Raw genomic sequence first — 17841 nt, forward strand, 5'->3', positions numbered from 1 at the left:
AAGACGAAACCGCGTTCCTCGCTACTCTTCCGTGCCGCCGTCAGCGGCGACGTTCCGTCCGCGACGGGCTTCCTGAATGTTCGCGTACCCCTTCCGGACGAGCGCGAGCGCGAGGATGATGAGCGCCGTCCCGATGACGATCTGCAGGATGAGCGACCACGCCGCGGTGCTCGACTGCCCCATGATGAGGCCGAGGTAGAGGTTCTGATAGAACTCCAGGTAGATGAGCGCGCAGATGGTGACGACGGTCATCAACGCCATCGGCACGCCCGTGCTGATGAGCTGTTTGCTCTTGTCCCAGTTCGCGAGCCAGACGGTCGCGGTGAGGAGCGCGAGCGCGGCGAGGAGCTGGTTCGCGCTGCCGAAGAGCTGCCAGAGCGGCGTCCACGTGCCGGACGCGATGAGGACGTAGGCGATGATGCACTGGAACGTGCTGTTCGCGTACCGGTTCGCGCCGACCTTCTCCACCTGCGTCTCCGGCGTGCCGATGATCTCCTCGAACATGTAGCGGCCGAGGCGGAGCGCGGTGTCCGTGGAAGTGAGCAGGAAGCTCACCATCACGAGCGCCATGAAGGGCGCACCGAAGCTCGTCGGGATGCCGAGGCTGCTGAGGAAGATGCCGCCGCCCTCCGCGAACTTCGGCAGAGCGAGGCCGACGCCGCCCGTCGCGTCACTCGCGGTGACACCGACGACCGCGACGGCGGAGAGCGCGACGACGGCGAGCAGGCCCTCGCCGAGCATCCCGCCGTAGCCGATGAGACGAGCGTCCGTCTCCTTGTTCAGCTGCTTCGACGTCGTCCCCGAGGAGACGAGCGAGTGGAAGCCGCTGATGGTCCCGCAGGCGATGGTCACGAAGAGCATCGGGAAGAGCGGGCTCATCGCGCCGAGCTCCGCGTTCCCGCCGAAGGACGTGAACGCCGGCATGTTCGTGACGAGCGCCTCGCTCGACGTCGACATCACCGTGCCGACGATGATGGCGACGAGCGCGCCGCCGACCCCCGCGTACAGCAGGAACGAGGAGAGGTAGTCACGCGGCTGGAGGAGCGTCCAGACCGGGAGGACGCTCGCGATGAGCGAGTACAGCAAGACGATGGGAATCCACTGCTGCTGGGTGAGCTGAATCGGGTACTCCAACCCGACGAAGACGCTCACGAAGACCAGCGCGACGAAGACGACGGTTCCCGGGATGAACGGGAGGTCGAGCTGGTAGAGGTAGACGCCGAAGACGATGGCGAGCGCGATGTAGAGGATGCTCGCGGTCGCGGCGCTCGGATACTGCTGGAAGACGAGCGCGACGACGAACGCGAACACGGCGACGACGAGGATGATGGTGAGGAACGCGAACCACAACAGCATGTTCTTCCCGTCGTCGCCGACGTATTCGCCGATGATGTACCCGATGGACTTCCCCTCGTGGCGCAGACTCCCGCTGAGCGAGAGGAAGTCGTGCGCCGCGCCGAGGAGCGGGTTCCCGATCGCGATCCAGAGAATCGCCGGCAGCCACCCCCAGATGACTGCCGCGGTGATGGGACCGACGATGGGTGCGCCGCCCGCGATGCTCGAATAGTGATGCCCTAGGAGCACCGGCTTCTTCGCCGGAACGTACTCCTGACCGTCTTCGTACTTGTGCGCTGGTGTCTCCGCCGATTCGTCGAGCTCGACGAACTGCGAGAGGTATTTCGAGTACCCCAGGTAGCCCGCGCTGAACACGACGAGCACGGCGAGTACCAGCCAGATCACTGCGACCATGACATTAAGCCTCGTGGTATGTGGGTACATGATTGATAATAACTGTTTCCCTCCCCGACCACGAGCGAGGCCGACTGGCGCTGTCGCCGCCGCTCGTCGCGCGAAACCTCACGGCGTCCCGACAGAAGCGGCCCGCCGCGCTCACACAGCGGTCTAGTTCGGTGCGGACGCGTCCGCCGCGACGTCGATACCGAGCTCCGCCGCGACGTCGCGGAGCAGGTCGCCCTTCACCTCGCTCGTCCGCTCCTCGATGCGCGCGACCACCGGCACCGGGAACTCGTCTTCGACCTCCCGGATGCGCTCGCGCTCGCGCTCACACACCGTCCGCAGGTAACGCGCCCCCTTCCCGTCCTCCTCCGGGTCGGGCTCGGGCGTGACCTTGTTCACCACCACGCCCGCGACGTCGAGGTCGAAGCCGCCGAGCTGATCGATGGACCGCCGCGTCTCCGCCACCGAGAGCTCGTCCGGATTCAGGACGAGGTAGAACGTCGCGTCCTCCCGGAGCACGTCGCCCGCGAACTCGAACGTCTCCTTCCGCTCGTTCAACCGCGCGATGATCGGGTCGTCGTCGACCGTCTTCCGCGGCTTCATGTCGCCGATAGCCGCCTTCTCGTAGAGGTCGAGGCTCTTCTCGCGCTTCTCGATGAGGCGGTCGATCCACCCGCCCAGGAACTCCGGCAGCGAGAGCAAGCGCAGCGTCCCGCCCGTCGGCGACGTGTCGAAGACCACGCGGTCGAACGCTTCCGATTCGTCCCGCATCACTTCGATGACGCGGTCGAACAGCGCCGCCTCGTACGCCCCCGGCGTGTTGTGCGCCATCTCGATCTGCGCGTCGATCTCGTTCACCACCACCTGACTCACCTGCTTCGCCATCTGCCGGCGGATATCCATCAGGTGTTCTTCTACCGCCTCTTCCGGGTCGATCTCCATCGCCCAGAGATTCTCGTACCCCGCGACCTCGCTCGGGTCGTCGCCGAACTGCTGGTCGAAAACGTCCGACGTCGAGTGCGCCGGGTCCGTCGACACGATGAGCGTCTTCCGCCCCGCGTTCGCGCACTTCACGCCGTACGCGCTCGACACCGTCGTCTTCCCTACGCCGCCTTTCCCGCCGAAGAACGTGAACTCGGCCATCAGAAGTGGTAGTGGCCCTTCCAGTCGAGGACGCTCCCGTGGTCCCAGAGTCGTCGCTCCCACGCCTCGAAGTCCTCCGCCATGTACGGGAGGAGCTCGGCCGTATAGTAGGAGACGGGACTCGGAATGCCGAACGCGTCCGCGAAACACGCGAAGAAGAACGCGTCCTCTTGGTCCATCGCCTCGTCTTCGATCTGCTCGAACGCCGGATGCTCGATCATCCCGTGGAAGAGCCCGTGCAACACCTCCGCCGTCTGTTCGCGAATTTTCGCGAACCGCTCGTGTATCGTCATCGTTCGTAATGGACGACGCGACTACGTAACCGTGTTGCTTGTTCTCACCCACATCGCCGAGGGGCGTCAGACCGCGTCCGCGAGCGCGTCGAGGAACCGCTCCAGCTCCCCGCGGCGCTTCCACGCCGCGATGCGGTCCGTGACGGCGGCGATCGGGAGGCCGAGCGACACCGTCGACGTCGCCGTCACCCGCGCGCCCTCGTTCTCCGCTCGCCACGACACCTCGGTCGTCAGCGTCTCGAACGGCCCCGCCCCGCCCGCCTGCTCCACGCGCCACCCCGCGTCGGTCTCCGTCACGCGAAACGACGCGTCGAGGCCGCGCGCGCTCGCCGCGACCAGCCACTCGCCCTCCCGCTCCTCCACGTCTCGGACGGAGAACGTCCCCTCGAACGCGACGAGCGACTCGGCCGTGACGGCGTTCCCCACCGCCGCCGGCGGCGCGGCGACGAACCGGGAGACTTCGACGGTGCGCACGCCTCCACTATCCCCGCGGCGCGTGTTAAGCGTTATCGGTCGGCTACCGGAGGTAGAGCAGCGCCGTGAGCGCCGCGAGCACGACGGCGACGGCGACGCCGCCGATGAGGAAGCGCTCCACCCGCCACTCCGCGGGCACCTCCGCCGTCTCCTCCGGCGGTCGCGCCGTCCACACGCACTGGTAGTACGCCCAGGCGACGACGCCCCCGAAGACGACCGCCGTCGCGCCCACCGCGGTCGGCATCGACGCACCCCACGCGAGGAAGTACGGCGGCCCGAACGGCCACACCACCAGCGCCGCCGTCCCCACCATCACCACGAACGGCGCGGGCTCGACGCGAACCCCATCGCGGTTCCGGAACACGCGGTGCGGTACCACGCACTCGCTATTGAAGCCCGCGGCCGAGCATATCGGTAAGTCTTAGCCCCCGGACGCCCGGCATCAAACTATGCCCATCGAGGACCGAGACGACGCGTACGTCCTCACGCACGCGCTCGCCAAGGACACGCTCTCCCGAATCCGCGATAAGAACACCGAACAGGTCGGCTTCCGCAAAGGCCTCGTCAAACTCGGCCGCATCTGCGGCTACGAAATCATCGACGGCGCGATGGAGACCGAATACGTCGCCATCGAAACCCCGCTCGAAGAGACCACCGGCGAGCGCGTCAAAGGCCTCGACGACGTCGTCATCATCAACGTCCTGCGCGCCGCCACCCCCTTCGTCGAAGGCCTCCTCAAAGCCTTCCCGCGCGCCAAACAGGGCGTCATCTCCGCCGGTCGCGACGAAGAAGCCGGCATGAACGACGACGGCGAGTTCCCCATCACCGTCGACTACGTCAAACTCCCCGAAATCACCGAAGACGACACCGTCATCATCGCCGACCCCATGCTCGCCACCGGCTCCACCATGTGCACCGTCCTCGACCACGTCCTCGACGACCAACCCAGCCCCGAGGACCTCTTCGTCCTCTCCGCCGTCTCCGCTCCTGCTGGCCTCCTCCGCGTCGCCGACGAATTCCCCCAAGCCGACCTCCTCACCGTCTCCATCGACGACTACCTCAACGACGACGGCTTCATCATCCCCGGCCTCGGCGACGCCGGCGACCGCGCCTTCCGCACCCAGTAACACCTGCACAACACTCCCCGTCCCGCGCCCGAACCCACACCTCATGGACTCGCGACGCCTCGTCCGCTCCTTCCTCGTCTACCCGCTCACCCTCGTCGCCGCCGTCGCCCTCACCGCCACCCTCCTCCGCGTCTCCCGCGACTTCGCCCTCATCATGTTCTCCGTCCCCGTCGCCGCCGTCTTCCTCTACGCCCTCTCCACCTACCAGACCCAGCCCGAACGCGACGACCGCACCGCTCCCTCCCTCTGGTCCCGCCTCGCCGACTTCGCCCAGTTCGGCCCCACCAACACCGACACCGACACCGACACCGACACCGACACCGACACCGCCACACCCACCCGCAGCCCCGCCCTCGACGACGCCGACCGCCAAGACACCGCCAAACGCCTCCTCCTCACCACCGCCGCCACCTTCGCCTGGACCTGGCTCGCCATCCTCGCCATCTAACCCACCCACGCACTCCTTCTCCACCCGCTCCACACCCACCGTTCCTCTCCCACCGCCCTCCTTCGCCGGCTTCCACACCGCCCACGCCACCCCTTTAGTACCCCCACGGCGTACCACGCCCCAATGACCGACACCGACCCCTGCGACGACTGCGGCGACCCGACGGCCAACGCCCTCGCCCGCACCATCCGCCTCTCCGTCGACGGCTCCGCCATCGACACCCAACGCCTCTGCCCCGACTGCTTCGCCACCTGGATCCAGGAATACCGAGAGTACATGCAACCCGAACGCCCCGAACCGACGACGACCATCGACGACGACATCATCGTCGACTGAAAAGCCCTAAACCGGCCGAAGGCCGGTTCACCCCTTTTTATGTCCCACCCCCGCCGTCGGCTCACGCAGACGGGCCGCCGAAGGCGGCCCGCGTCATCACGCCTACTGGTCACCGCCCTGCTCCGCCTCCGTTCCGTTTTCCGCACCGTGCTTCGCGTCGCTATCCGGTTCGTCCCGTGCATTTAACACGCTCTGTCGTATCAATTGACGCATGGTTTCGCTGGCTCGGGTCGCGGTCGTCAACGGTCTCGCGCTGCCGGTACTCGTCGTCGGAGCGGTCGCCGGTCTCGTGTTCGTCGCCGACTTCCCACCGAGCCTCTCCTTCCTCGCGCTCGCGTTCGCCGCCGCCGTCTGTATCGCCACTGCCCTCTCTGGACTTAACGACCGCTGGGAGAACGCGGAGGCGAACCTCTACGGCGGCGCGTCCACGAACTGGCTCGCCGAGAACGACACCGCCGGCCGCTTCCCGCCCGTCGTCGCCAAAGCCGTCGTCACCCTCACCGGAACGTTCGTCCTCGCGCTCGCCGCCGCGTTCCTCCCCGCCTGGTAATCCACTTTCGCACCCCCGTTTCGCCTGCCCGAACCCGCCCTCACGAACCCCTTGTCTTCCCCTCGAAACCGCACGACTGCGCGGTGATTTTCTCCCAGCGTTCCGAACGAAACACACCTCTGAGCGGTATGGAGTGCTATTGTGGGGTTGCTACTCGTCGTCCTCGCTCTCGGCGGCGGACGGGAGCCCTTCGTCCGCGCCGCGTTCGAGCGCCGGTGGGTCGTCCGAGTGGTCGGAGTAGCCGTCGAACCAGCGGACGATGCGCTCGATGCGGTCGACGACGTGGCCGGGTTCGCCGGAGCGCGAGAGCTCGTGGCCCTCGCGGGGGTAACGGACGAGCCGGGTGTCGACGCCGTTCTTCCGGAGGAAGAGGTAGAACATCTCGCCGTTGTTCACGGGCACGCGGTAGTCGTTGTCGGCGTGGACGACGAGCGTCGGCGTGTCGACGTCGTCGACGTGCGCGGCCGGGCTCTGCTCCCAGAGGAACTCGGGTTCCTCCCACGGCGTCGTGCCGTAGTCGCCCTCGACGAGCTTGAACGCGTCCGTCGAGCCGTAGAAGGAGGCGAAGTCGTAGACGCCGCGCTGCGCGACCGCGCCCGCGAAGAAGTCCGTGTGCCCGACGATCCACCCGGTCATGAACCCGCCGAAGGACCCCCCAGTGACGAAGGCGTTCGATTCGTCGACGTAGTCGCGGGCGGCGACCTCCTCGACGCCGGCCATGACGTCCGTCATCGTGACGTCGCCCCAGTCGCGCTCGATGGCCGTCGCGTGGGCCTCGCCATAGCCCGTCGACCCGCGGGGATTCGACCAGAAGACGACGTAGCCGGCGGCGGCGAGCGACTGGAACTCGTGCCACATCGTCCCCGCCGTGCTCCACATCGCGTGCGGGCCGCCGTGAATCTCCACCGCCAGCGGATACGTCTCGTCCGGGTCGAAATCCGGCGGCGTGAGCACCCATCCCTGAATATCTCGACCTTCGCCGTTGTCGAACCACACTTCTTCGGGCTCTCTCACCGCGCGCCCGTCGAGGTAGTCGGCGTTCAGTCGCGTCAGGCGGACTTCCTCCGCGCCGGCGGGCGTCGCGGCGAAGACGTCGCTCGGGTGGTCCCACTCGGACCGCGTCACGGCGACCGCGTCCCGGCCGACGTCGAACCCGTCGAGGTGCCCGCCAGAAAAAACGGTCTCGACGTCGCCGCCCCGCTCGCGGCTATCACCGCTCGCCTGTTCGCGGTCCCGGCCGGGACCGCGGTTGCCGACGCGCACGCGGCGGAGGACGACCTCGCCCTCGTCCGGCGTCGCGAAGTAGAGGTAGTTCCCGTCCGGGTGGAAGGCGAGGCGCATCGGGGAGACCGTCCGGTCGAACTCCTCGGTGAGGAGCCACGTCTCTCCGCTCTCGGTGTCCATGACTTCGATGTCCGCGGAGCGCATCGAGAACCCGTCTTTCGGCGTGCGCAGGTAGGCGACGTGGCGGTCGGTCGCCGCCAGCGTCGTCCCCCAGCCGGTCGTCGTCGTGACGGTCTCCGCTTCGCCCGCTTCGACGTCGTACGCGTCCACGTCGACGTCGAGCGTGTCGTCCGCGTCCCGCCCGCGTTTCACGCTGTAGTAGAGCGTCTCGCTGTCGCCCCACGTCGGCGTCCCGTGGTCCGCCTCGGCGTCCGTCACCCGCTCGACGTCGCCGCCCTCCACGTCGAGGAGGTAGAGCTGACTCCGCGTGCCGTCGAAGTACCGCGCGCCGGCGCGGTAGACGTGCCGGTCGATGACCCGCGGGTCAGGTGCTTCTCGTTCGTACTCCGCGTCGCCGAGCGCGAGGTCGTAGTCCGCCTCGCGCTCCTCCGGGCGGACCTCCTGGACGAACGCGATTCGCTCGCCGTCCGGGCTCCACGCGACCTGCGACACGCCGCCGACGACGTCCGTCGCGACTTCGGCCTCCCCGCCGCGAGTGGGGAGGAGGTGGAGTTGCGGGCGGTCTGTCTCTTCGCCGCGGTCGGAGACGAACGCCAGCGTCTCGCCGTCCGGGCTCCACCGCGGCTCGCCGTCGCTCCCCTCGGCGACGGAGAACCGCCGCGGCTCCTCGCCGCCGATGCGCGCCACGTAAATCGTCCGCTCGGAGGACTCCTCGTCGTCGGGAACCTGCCGGACGAACGCCACGCGCTCTCCGTCTGGGCTCACCCGCGGGTCGCTCGCCTTCGCGATATCGTGGTAGTCGCTCGCACGAACTCGTTGCATGCGGAGTCGGTTGCGAGACGCCCGCAAAGAGATTTCGTTTCGAAACCCTACTCGGTCGCCGCGCGCGTCGCCCGCGCCAGCGCCGCCACCCCCCGCTCGATGTCGTCCGGCGGCGCGTGACTGAACGCGAGCCGCAGGCTCGACGATTCCTCTTTCGCGGGGGAGAAGTGCGCGCCCGGCAGGTACGCCACGCCCTCGTCGACGGCGTCCGGGAGGAGCGCCGCGCTGTCGAGGTCCTCTGGGAGCGTCACCCAGACGAAGAAGCCGCCGTCCGGCTCGCTCCACGTCGCCTCCGGCAGGTGTCCGTCGAGCGCGTCCAGCAGCCGGTCGCGCCGCCGCGCGTACGACGCCCGGAGTCCGTCAAGCGCTGCTTCGAACCCGCCGTCGGCGACGTACCGGCTCACCACCGCCTTCGTGAAGCGGTTCACGCCGCCGGCGTTCAGCCGGTCGACCCGCGCGACGACGGCGTCGTCCGCGACCACCCACCCCGTCCGCACGCCCGGCGCGATGGTCTTCGAGAACGTGCTCACGCGCACGACCCGCCCCGCCTCGTCGAGCGCCGCGAGCGGCGGCACCCGCTCCCCGTCGTACCGGAGATCGCCGTACGCGTCGCCCTCCAGCACGACGAAATCGTACTGCGCGGCGAGGTCGAGGAGCCGCCGACGCCGCGCCGCGGGGAGCGTCGTCCCCGTCGGATTGTGGAACGTCGGAATCGTGTAGAGGAGCTTCGGCAGCGGCTCGCCGCGCGCCTCCCGCGCCGCCAACTCGTCCGCCACCGCCTCGACGTCCAGGCCGTTCTCGTCCACGGGCAGCCCCGCGACGGCCGCGCCGCGGTCTTCGAACCGGTCGAGGACCGCCATGAACGTCGGCGCTTCCGTGAACACGACGTCGCCCGGGTCGAGGAACACCCGGCAGACGAGGTCGATGGCGTGCGTCGACCCGCTCGTCACCGCGACGTTCTCCGCCTCACACGCGACTCCGCGCTCGCGCTCTCGCGCCGCGATAACCCCGTCCAGTCGGTCCGCGTACTCCCCGCCCAGATACTGGAGCGCGACGTCGCCCTCCGCCTCGAACACCGCTTCGGCTGCGGCGACCAGCCCCTCGTTCGGCAGCGACTCGGGGAACGGGAACCCGTATCGGAGGTCGATCGCGTCCGCCGCAGAGACGGACGCCCACCCCTCCTCGTCTTCGTCGTCACTCGCGTCCTCGATTCCGTCCGCGAACAAGTGCGTCACCATCACCGACCACCCGTCGTCGCGGCGCTCGCCCGGACTCGGGGTCGCTCGCGGGCCGTCGCCGCAGCACTCTCGAACACGTTCAGCTAGCGGCCGCCGACCGGCATAACGCTACGGGCAGCGGAATCCCGACCTACTCGTCGAAGACGACCGCGGCGTCCGACTGCACGCGGAAGTGTCCGGTCTCGCCCTGCTCGACCGGCGTCTGCCGGCCCTGCATCACGACCGTCAGCTCGCCCAGCCCCTCGCCGGCCGGTTCGACGACGTACTGCGTCTGGTCGCCCTGGAAGTAGCGGTCCACGACCTCGCCCGCGAAGTCCCAGTCCGTCTCCACCACGTCGATGTCCTCCGGGCGGATGGAGACCGTGACGTCGCCGTCCGCGTCCGCGCCGTCGTCTACGGCGAACCCGTCGTCGCCGCCGACGCGCACCGTCCCATCGTTCACGGTCCCGTTCACGAGGTTCGTGTCGCCGATGAAGTCCGCGACGAACGGGCTCGCCGGCTCCCGGTAGATCTCCTCGGGCGGCCCGACCTGCTCGACGCGCCCCTCGTTCAGGACGGCCATCCGGTCGGAGAGCGTCATCGCGACCTCCTGGTCGTGCGTGACGTAGAAGAACGACCCGTCGACCTGCTCGTGAATCTGTCGGAGCTCGACCTGCATCTGCTTCCTGAGCTTCCGGTCGAGGCTCGACAGCGGCTCGTCGAAGAGGAGGACGTTCGGCTCGTTCACGAGCGCGCGGGCGAGCGCGACGCGCTGTTGTTGCCCCCCGGAGAGCTCGTTCGGCTTCCGTTCGTAGTAGCCGTCGAGGTCGACGAGCGAGAGGTACTCCTTCGACTTCTCCGTCCGCGCGTCGGCGTCGACGCCCGACTTCTTCAGGCCGTACTCGACGTTCTCCCCGACGGTCATGTGCGGGAAGAGCGAGAGGTGCTGGAAGACGAGGTTCGTGTCGCGCTCGTTCGGCGGGACGTCCGCGGCGTCCGCGCCGTTGAGCTGGACCGTGCCGGCCGTCGGGCGCTCGAATCCCGAAATCATTCGGAGCGTCGTCGTCTTCCCACATCCCGACGGACCGACGAGCGAGAAGAACTCGCCGCGGCGGATGGTGAAGTCGATACCGTCGACGGCGGTGACGTCGCCGTACTCTTTCCGGACGCCGTCGAGTTCGACGAGGGCCTCGGCGCTGCCTGACATGGTCTCCCGTATCGCATGGACTGTCTAAATTGTTGGGGAATATCGTGGCTATCTGGTAACACGTCATCCTGTTGTGTCTCGATGTCGGATATCGTTGCAATTTTCCGGTATTTTTTTGCCGGAGGGTGAGATACTGCGGGCCATGGCATCCGATGACAGTGGACTCGCGAACCGCCGCAGCTTCCTGAAAGCGACTGGCGCGGCCGGCGCGGCCGGCCTCACGGGACTCGCCGGCTGTATCGGTGGCGGCGGCGGCGGCGGTGGCGGGAACACCATCAACATCCTGACCTGGGAGGAGTACGCGGGGCTCAAAGACGAGATCGAGTCGAACCTCGACGTCACCGTCGAGTTCACGAAGTCGACGTCGTCGTCGAAGATGTTCTCCTCGTGGCAGGCGGGGAAGGACTCCCAGTACGACATCGCCGTCCCGAACAACAACTACGTCCCGAAGATGATGGAGGCGGACCTCGTCGCGCCCGTCCCCGAAGACACCGTCGGGAACTACGACGCGCTCTACGACCAGTTCCACCAGTTCGCCGACCAGCAGTTCACGTCCGGCGGCGACCTCTACGGCGTCCCCGTCCGCTTCGGCTGGTACGGCTACTCCTACAACAGCGAGAACGTCCCCGACCACGAGGAGTCCTACGCGGCGCTCTTCGAGCCCGAGTACACGGGCACCGACCTCTCCGGTAGCCTCATCATGTACGACAACCACTTCAAGGCGATGAGCGCCGCCGCCCTCTACCTCGGCTACGGCGACGCCTTCTCCGGGGACAAAGTCACGCTCTCCCAGTCACAGATCGACGACGTGAAACAGACGATGGTCGAGCAGAAGGACATCCTCCAGGGGTACATCGCCGCCGACCCCTCCTACATCAAGTCCTTCAAGCAGGGGAACTTCGAACTCGGGCAGTCCGGGCGGAACGAGATCGTCGAGATGTGGACGAACGGCACGGACTGGCCGAAGATGGCGACGCCGAAAGAGGGGTCGCTCGCGTGGTTCGAGTCCGCCGTCGTCTCCAAGAAGTCCGAGAACAAGGACCTCGCGTGGCAGGTCGTCAACCAGTTCATCGCGCCGAAACTCGGCGCGAAACTCGCCCAGGCCGGCTACTCGCCGTCCTGCAACCCGAACACGCAAGAACACCTCACGAGCGAGCAGAACGACATGTACGGCGCTATCAAGCCGTCGCGCCTCGAAGACATGATTCCGTTCAAATCCGTCGAGAACGAGGACGCGTGGCTGAGCGCGTGGGAAGAGATCAAGTCCGCGTAGGCCACACATGTCTTCTGAAACCTCCTCCCGGTCGCTCCGCCAGCAGCTACTCGGCGCGTTCGAGACGCGGCGCTCCCGCCTCTCCGTGACGCTCGGGCCGAGCGTCGTCTGGCTCGTCCTCCTGCTGCTCGCCCCCATCATGTTCATGGTGACGGTGAGCTTCCTGCAGGTGAACGACGCCTACCAGATTATCTGGGGGAGCCCGACGCTCTCGAACTACGGCGCGCTCTTCGCCGGCGACGGGCCGTTCTGGGAGACCGCGTTCTTCCAGTCGCTCATCCTCTCCTACAAGCTCGCCGCCGTGACGACCGTGCTCTGCCTCGTCGGCGCGTTCCCGCTCGCCTACCTGCTCGCGACGCGCGGCGGCCGCACCTTCAAGGTCGTCATCTTTCTCGTCCTCCTCCCGTTCTTCACGATGTACCTCGTGCGCGCCTACTCGTGGTACCTCATGTTCGGCCCGCACGGCGTCATCAACAGCACGCTCTTGAAACTCGGCGTCGTGAGCAGCCCCGTCGCCCTCTTCGGCTACGGCCAGCTCGCCATCGTCGTCGGCCTCGTGCACGCCTACTTCCCCTACATGCTCCTCTCGCTCTACGCGAGCCTCGACGGCATCGACTTCTCGCTCGTCGAGGCCGCCCGCGACCTCGGCGGCAGCCGCATCGACGCCCTCAAGGACGTCGTCGTCCCGCTCACCCTCCCCGGAATCATCAGCGGCGGGCTCTTCGTCTTCGTCCCGAGCCTCGGCGCGTTCATCACGCCGAAGTTCCTCGGCCAGGGGAAAGTCCAGATGATCGGACAGCTCATCGAACTCCGCATCACCTCACAGTACGCCATCGACTACGGGAGCGCCGCGTCGATGTTCATCGTCATCTCCATCGTCGTCGCGTTCCTCCTCGCCTTCAGGTACGTGAGCGTCGAAGACCTCGGGGGGATCTGAGATGAGCACCGCCGCTCTCTCGCCGTCGACGCGCGAACGCGCGCTGAAGTACGGCCTCTACGGGACGGCCGCCCTCACGATGGTGTTCCTCTGGACGCCGCTCCTCGTCATGGGCGTCCTCTCGTTCGCGGAGAACGCGAGCACCATCTTCCCCTTCCAGGGGTTCACGCTCGCGAACTACACCGCGACGCTCGCCGACGACGGCCTCCTGCGCTCCGTCTCCGTGAGCGTCCAGATCGCGACTATCTCCGCGGTCATCGCCACCGTCCTCGGCGTGCTCGCCGCGTTCGGCCTCGCGCGCTTCGACTTCCCGTTCAAGGAGGGCTACCGGACGTTCGCCATCCTCCCGATGGTCATCCCCGGCATCGTCCTCGGTATCGCCCTCCTCATCTTCTTCCGGACGGTCGTCGGCCTCGGCACGAGCTACCTCACGGTCATCCTCACGCACAGCGTCTACGGCCTCCCGTTCGTCCTCCTCCCGGTTACTGCCCGCCTCTACTCCTTCGACCGGAGCCTCGAAGAGGCCGCGCGCGACCTCGGGAGCGACCGACTGGAGACCTTCCGTGAGGTCACGCTCCCGATCATCGCGCCGTCGGTGGCCGCGGGCTTCCTCTTCGCGTGGATTCGCTCCTTCGAGGACTTCATCCGCGTCTACTTCGTCAAGGGGAGCTTCGACGTCCTCACCACCGCGATGTTCAGCATGATCAAGTACGGCTCCGCGCCGAAGATGAACGCCATCTCCACGCTCATCGTCTTCGCCATCGCCGTCGTCCTCGCCGTCGCGATGAACGCCGGCAACGTCAGCGGCTACGTCGCCGGCAACGAGGACGACGAATAGCGCTCCTCTCCGCTCCTCCCACCGTTCTCACACGCTCTTCTCCGCTCTCCGCCCTTCTCACCTCCCGCTCCCGCCGCCCTTTTCGCCCGATTAGTCCCGCGTCGCCCGCTTCCACGCTCTCAGGTCGGTCGTCCGTCCGTCGATGGCGTCGGGGTCGGCGTCGGTGGCGGCCCACGCGACCATGTCGGCGGCGTCGGCGGGGTCGCGGCCCGCGCCGTCGGTGAGGTCAGTGGCGAGCACGCCCGGGCGGAGCACACCGTAGACTTCGGGGCGTTCGGCGGCGTACTGGCGGACGACGGCTTCCGCGGCGGCCTTCGACACGGCGTACGCGCCGTAGCCCGGCTGTGCCTCGTCGGCGACGCTCCCGGACGGGACGAGCACGCGCGCGTCCCCGGTGAGGTGCGGGAGGCACTCGCGAATCGTCGCGTGCACGCCGCGGACGTTCGTCCGGAGCGTGTCGTCGAACGCCGCGTAGGACGACTCGCCGAGCGGCGTGTCGCCGGGCGTGCCGTGCGCGACACCGGCGTTCGCGACGACGACGCGAACCGACGCGCTCTCGCCCTCCCGCGCGGCGCGCTCAGCGAACAACTCTACGTCGTACTCGTCGCGGACGTCCGCGCGCACGGTCGTCGCCGACCCGCCTGCCTCAATGACGTCCGCCGCCACCCAGTCGAGGTCCTCAGCCGACCGCGCGCACATCGCGACGTGCGCGCCGAGCGACCCGAACGCCCGCGCGACCGCCGCGCCCAGCCCGCGACTCGCACCCGTCACTACGACCGTCTCGCCGTCGAGTGTCATACTCCCCGTTCACCCGGTCGCACCAAACGCGTTTCCCCCGACGGCGACGCATCAGCCGCCGAGTTCGACGCGGCCGCTCGTGGCGTTCCGGAGGCGTTCGCGGAGCGCGCTCGCGTCCGCACGGGGGACGGTGACAGCGAAGGAGACGGTTTCGGCGTAGTCGGCGTCGAACTCGCAGTCGGCGGACTCCAGAATGCCGCGAACGGTCCCGGAGTCGTCGTATTCGACGGTCGCCGTGAAGCGCTCTTTCGGGACTTCTTCGACGACGTCGGTGTCGGCGACGGCGTCCTTGACGGCTTTCCCGTAGGCGCGCACGAGGCCGCCGACGCCGAGGTTCGTACCGCCGTAGTAGCGGGTGACGACCGCGACGACGTTCTCCAGCTCTTGGCCTTGGAGGACGTTCAGCATCGGCTTGCCGGCTGACCCCGAGGGTTCGCCGTCGTCGCTCGAATACTCGCGGAGGAGGACGGAGTCGGTGGGGCCGTTGGAGTCGATTCGAACGCGATACGCGGGGACGTTGTGCGTCGCGTCGACGTGTTCGTCGCAGACGGCGTCGACGAACGCCTCGGCTTCGTCGGTCGTCGCGGCGTGCCGGACGTGCCCGATGAACTCGGAGCCGCGGACCTCGAACGACGCGCGGCCGGGGCCGGAGACAGTCAGATACGATTCGGCCATCAGGAGAGCTCGACCGAGCGCACGAAGGGAAGCCCCATCAGCTCCGTCACGACGTCGCCGGGGAGTTCCTCGTCCGTCACGAGGTAGAGGCGGGGTTCGTCCGTGAACTCCGGGTCCTCGCTGATGGTCTGCCGGATGCTGATGCCGTGGTCCGCGAGCACGCCCGTGACCTTCGCGACGATGCCGGGGTCGTCGGCGTCGTGGACCGCGATGGTGATGACGTTCAAGTCGAGGACGGGCGCGAGGTCCATCAGGCTCGGAATCTGACTGATGTTCTGGAAGATGCGCCTGAGCTCCTCGTCCTCCAAGATTGCGTCCGTCGTCGAGTCCACGACGCGGCGGTCGACGCCGACCTCGCGCGCGACCTGCGTGTCCGGGATCTCGATGCCGCCGGACACCACCCGCCCCTCGTCGCTCACCGAAAAGCCGCGTTCGAGCAGGAGTCGAATCACCGCCTGCTGGCCCGGACTCCCCTCGAACTTCCGCATGATGTCCTCGAACATCTCTCGTCTCTGCTTCGACGCCCACCGTAAAACGCTGTGGGGTTGCCGCCTACTCGCCCGCGACGTCGACGACGATTTTTCCGACGTGCTCGCCCGCCTCCAGACGTCGGTGCGCCTCGGAGATCTCATCGAGGCCGTACGTCTCGGTGTCGAGGAGCGGGCGGAGGTCGCCGTCGTCGACGAGGCTGGCGGCGCGCCGGAGGATGTCGCGGTGGTAGCGCCGGCCGTCGTGGTCGTCGTGGAGGAGCGGGATGAGCATGAAGACGACGTCGACGCTCAGCCCCTTCGTGTGGGTCGCGTCGAGGGCGACGTCGCCGCGCGCGACGGTCGTGACGACGTGGCCTTTCAGGGACGCCGCGTCGAACGACCCTTCGAGCGTGCCCGCGCCCGCGCCGACCGGGTCGAAGACGACGTCGAACCCGCGGCCGTCCGTGTACTCCTCGACGTAGTCCGCGACGTCGCGGTGGTAGTCGAAGGCGTACTGCGCGCCGAGGTTCCGCGCGAGGTCGCGCTTCGGCTCGTCGGACGCGGTGGCGTGGACGATGCCGCCTTCGCGGGCGGCGAGCTGGACGGCGACGTGGCCGACGCCGCCGGACCCCCCGTGGACGAGCACGTCGTCGCCGGGCGCGACGTCCGCGCGCGTGACGAGGCCGTCCCACGCGGTGATAGTGACGAGCGGGAGCGCCGCCGCTTCGCGCATCGTGAGCGAGTCGGGTTTGTGCGCGAGGCTGGCGGCGTCCGCGAGGGCGTACTCGGCGAGCGCGCCGCCCGTGCCCGCGACGCCGCCCGGACAGCCGTAGACCTCGTCGCCGACGGCGAAGTCGTCGACGCCCGCGCCGACCGCGACGACCGTCCCCGCGACGTCGCCGTGGAGGACCGCCGGGAGGTCGGGGCCGAGGTCGGCCGCCGCCCCGCTGCGGATTTTCGTGTCCACGGGGTTCACGCTCGTCGCCGCGACCTCGACGAGCACGTGATTCGGCTCGACGTCGGGGACGTCGAGCTCTGCCGGCTCGAAGGCGTCCGGGCCGCCGTGCTCGCGGATGACCTGTGCGTCCATCGTCTCCGGGAGTTCGCGTCCGCTCATCGCCCGATGCCACGGCCGCCGCGGAGGTAAAAGCCGGCGGGCCGGCGGTCACTGCCGTTTCTTCGCGTCCGCCCTAGTCGCTAAGTTACTCGCGCTCCAAGCCCGGCCCATGCACCAAGTGCGCTCTTGCGACTTCTGCGGGGCGGACGCCGTCGGCGTGTTCGAGTCGATGCCGCCGGAACTCGACCCGAGCGAGGACGAACAACGCCGGTACGCGCTCTGCGCGTCCTGCCGCGACGAACTCCGGGGACTCCTCGAACCGTTCATCGCGCGCCTCCAGGCGGCCGACGCCGACGGCGACCACGACTGGCCGTCCCACGGCACGAGCGACGACTCCGCGGACGACTCCCCGAGCGCATCGCGGGCGGGCGACTCTCAGTCCGGGGGGTCGCAGTCGGGCGACTCGACAGCGGGCGGTTCGCGGTCCGGGGAGTCCCAGTCGGATGAGCCGCGGTCGGCTAGTTCGCGGTCTTCGCGCTCCGCGTCGTCCCGGAGCCGCGAGGCCGACCGTTCGGAGCGCCGACGCCGGCAGTCGAAGCGCGAGCCGGCGGCCGAACTGACGGAGACCGAGTCGCCGGGCGACGCGAGCGGCGACGACCCCACCGACGCCGTCCGTGACGTCGAAGAACCCGGGAGCGTGCGCGAGTCGGACGTCACGGTCGCCGAGTACGTCGCGGAGCGGGAAGACCGCGGAGGCGAGAGCGGTGATGGAGGCGACGCGCGACCGGGGGACGCGTCGTCCGGTCGTGCGTCCTCTGGTCGTTCGTCGTCCTCGTCCGGCGGTCGGACGAAGGGCTACCGGAAGGTCGTGCGCCTCCTCTCGAACCGCGAGGGGACGATGTCCCGCGGCGACCTCCGCGCGCTCGCGATGAACGCCTACGCCCTCGACAAAGCGGAGTTCGAGAACGCCGTCGACGCCGCGCTGCAGACCGGCGACTTAGAAGAAACGGGCGGCGGCCTGCGCGCGCCGTAGCC

20 protein-coding genes are annotated in these 17841 nt (G+C 68.3%); 8 read left to right on the plus strand and 12 right to left on the minus strand.

Annotated features, from left to right (window positions below):
- Positions 1-21: 21 nt before the first annotated feature.
- The 5 genes from IEY26_RS01335 to IEY26_RS01355 all read right to left on the minus strand — a co-directional run bounded on the left by IEY26_RS01335 (position 22) and on the right by IEY26_RS01355 (position 4026).
- Complete coding sequence (locus IEY26_RS01335) at positions 22-1749, minus strand: carbon starvation CstA family protein (RefSeq protein WP_188975072.1); 1728 nt, start codon at positions 1747-1749, stop codon at positions 22-24.
- 153 nt (positions 1750-1902) lie between these two features.
- On the minus strand, positions 1903-2880 hold the full coding sequence (locus tag IEY26_RS01340) for an ArsA family ATPase (RefSeq protein WP_188975074.1): 978 nt from the start codon (positions 2878-2880) through the stop codon (positions 1903-1905).
- Positions 2880-3173 (minus strand): hypothetical protein, encoded by a 294-nt coding sequence (locus IEY26_RS01345; protein WP_188975076.1) that lies wholly within the window; start codon positions 3171-3173, stop codon positions 2880-2882. The genes IEY26_RS01340 and IEY26_RS01345 overlap by 1 nt, the downstream gene beginning before the upstream one ends.
- 66 nt (positions 3174-3239) lie before the next feature.
- On the minus strand, positions 3240-3647 hold the full coding sequence (locus IEY26_RS01350; RefSeq protein WP_188975078.1) for an SRPBCC family protein: 408 nt from the start codon (positions 3645-3647) through the stop codon (positions 3240-3242).
- A gap of 43 nt (positions 3648-3690) precedes the next feature.
- Positions 3691-4026, minus strand: coding sequence for a hypothetical protein (locus IEY26_RS01355; RefSeq protein ID WP_188975080.1), 336 nt, complete (start codon positions 4024-4026; stop codon positions 3691-3693).
- 70 nt (positions 4027-4096) lie between these two features.
- Between IEY26_RS01355 and upp the strand changes: the two genes are divergently transcribed.
- The 4 genes from upp to IEY26_RS01375 all read left to right on the plus strand — a co-directional run bounded on the left by upp (position 4097) and on the right by IEY26_RS01375 (position 6108).
- Positions 4097-4774: a uracil phosphoribosyltransferase gene (gene upp, locus IEY26_RS01360; RefSeq protein WP_188975082.1), complete on the plus strand. Its 678-nt coding sequence runs from the start codon at positions 4097-4099 to the stop codon at positions 4772-4774.
- Between the two features lie 43 nt (positions 4775-4817).
- The gene (locus IEY26_RS01365; protein ID WP_188975084.1) at positions 4818-5222 is read left to right on the plus strand and encodes a hypothetical protein; all 405 of its coding nucleotides are present in this window, start codon (positions 4818-4820) and stop codon (positions 5220-5222) included.
- Positions 5223-5345: 123 nt separating this feature from the next.
- Positions 5346-5558: a DUF7569 family protein gene (locus tag IEY26_RS01370; RefSeq protein WP_188975086.1), complete on the plus strand. Its 213-nt coding sequence runs from the start codon at positions 5346-5348 to the stop codon at positions 5556-5558.
- 211 nt (positions 5559-5769) lie between these two features.
- Positions 5770-6108 (plus strand): hypothetical protein, encoded by a 339-nt coding sequence (locus IEY26_RS01375; RefSeq protein ID WP_188975088.1) that lies wholly within the window; start codon positions 5770-5772, stop codon positions 6106-6108.
- A gap of 150 nt (positions 6109-6258) precedes the next feature.
- Here the strand turns inward: IEY26_RS01375 and IEY26_RS01380 are convergent, their stop codons facing one another.
- The 3 genes from IEY26_RS01380 to IEY26_RS01390 all read right to left on the minus strand — a co-directional run bounded on the left by IEY26_RS01380 (position 6259) and on the right by IEY26_RS01390 (position 10758).
- Positions 6259-8334, minus strand: a complete 2076-nt coding sequence (locus IEY26_RS01380) for a S9 family peptidase (RefSeq protein ID WP_188975090.1) — start codon at positions 8332-8334, stop codon at positions 6259-6261.
- Positions 8335-8381: 47 nt separating this feature from the next.
- Positions 8382-9572 carry an aminotransferase-like domain-containing protein gene (locus IEY26_RS01385; RefSeq protein WP_188975092.1) on the minus strand — a complete coding sequence of 397 codons (1191 nt, stop codon included), beginning with the start codon at positions 9570-9572 and terminating at the stop codon, positions 8382-8384.
- Between the two features lie 130 nt (positions 9573-9702).
- Positions 9703-10758, minus strand: coding sequence for an ABC transporter ATP-binding protein (locus tag IEY26_RS01390; protein WP_188975094.1), 1056 nt, complete (start codon positions 10756-10758; stop codon positions 9703-9705).
- 142 nt (positions 10759-10900) lie between these two features.
- On the opposite strand from IEY26_RS01390, the gene IEY26_RS01395 reads away from it, so the two are divergent.
- From IEY26_RS01395 to IEY26_RS01405, 3 genes are read left to right on the plus strand one after another with little or no spacing between them, the layout of a single operon-like run.
- Entirely contained in the window at positions 10901-12031 is a 1131-nt protein-coding gene (locus IEY26_RS01395) for an ABC transporter substrate-binding protein (RefSeq protein ID WP_188975096.1), read from the plus strand.
- A gap of 7 nt (positions 12032-12038) precedes the next feature.
- Positions 12039-12968, plus strand: a complete 930-nt coding sequence (locus IEY26_RS01400; protein WP_188975098.1) for an ABC transporter permease — start codon at positions 12039-12041, stop codon at positions 12966-12968.
- A gap of 1 nt (position 12969) precedes the next feature.
- Positions 12970-13806 carry an ABC transporter permease gene (locus IEY26_RS01405; RefSeq protein ID WP_188975100.1) on the plus strand — a complete coding sequence of 279 codons (837 nt, stop codon included), beginning with the start codon at positions 12970-12972 and terminating at the stop codon, positions 13804-13806.
- A 90-nt stretch (positions 13807-13896) separates the two neighbouring features.
- Here the strand turns inward: IEY26_RS01405 and IEY26_RS01410 are convergent, their stop codons facing one another.
- From IEY26_RS01410 to IEY26_RS01425, 4 genes are read right to left on the minus strand one after another with little or no spacing between them, the layout of a single operon-like run.
- The gene (locus IEY26_RS01410; protein WP_188975102.1) at positions 13897-14604 is read right to left on the minus strand and encodes an SDR family NAD(P)-dependent oxidoreductase; all 708 of its coding nucleotides are present in this window, start codon (positions 14602-14604) and stop codon (positions 13897-13899) included.
- 51 nt (positions 14605-14655) lie between these two features.
- A complete protein-coding gene (locus IEY26_RS01415) occupies positions 14656-15279 on the minus strand; it encodes an IMPACT family protein (RefSeq protein ID WP_188975104.1) in 624 nt (207 codons plus the stop codon).
- On the minus strand, positions 15279-15782 hold the full coding sequence (locus IEY26_RS01420; RefSeq protein ID WP_188975106.1) for an ACT domain-containing protein: 504 nt from the start codon (positions 15780-15782) through the stop codon (positions 15279-15281). The genes IEY26_RS01415 and IEY26_RS01420 overlap by 1 nt, the downstream gene beginning before the upstream one ends.
- A gap of 49 nt (positions 15783-15831) precedes the next feature.
- Positions 15832-16866, minus strand: coding sequence for a zinc-binding dehydrogenase (locus tag IEY26_RS01425; RefSeq protein ID WP_229773882.1), 1035 nt, complete (start codon positions 16864-16866; stop codon positions 15832-15834).
- Positions 16867-16975: 109 nt separating this feature from the next.
- Between IEY26_RS01425 and IEY26_RS01430 the strand changes: the two genes are divergently transcribed.
- Positions 16976-17839 (plus strand): hypothetical protein, encoded by an 864-nt coding sequence (locus IEY26_RS01430; RefSeq protein WP_188975108.1) that lies wholly within the window; start codon positions 16976-16978, stop codon positions 17837-17839.
- Positions 17840-17841: the final 2 nt, after the last annotated feature.

It is taken from the genome of Halocalculus aciditolerans (assembly GCF_014647475.1).
GTDB lineage: Archaea > Halobacteriota > Halobacteria > Halobacteriales > Halobacteriaceae > Halocalculus > Halocalculus aciditolerans.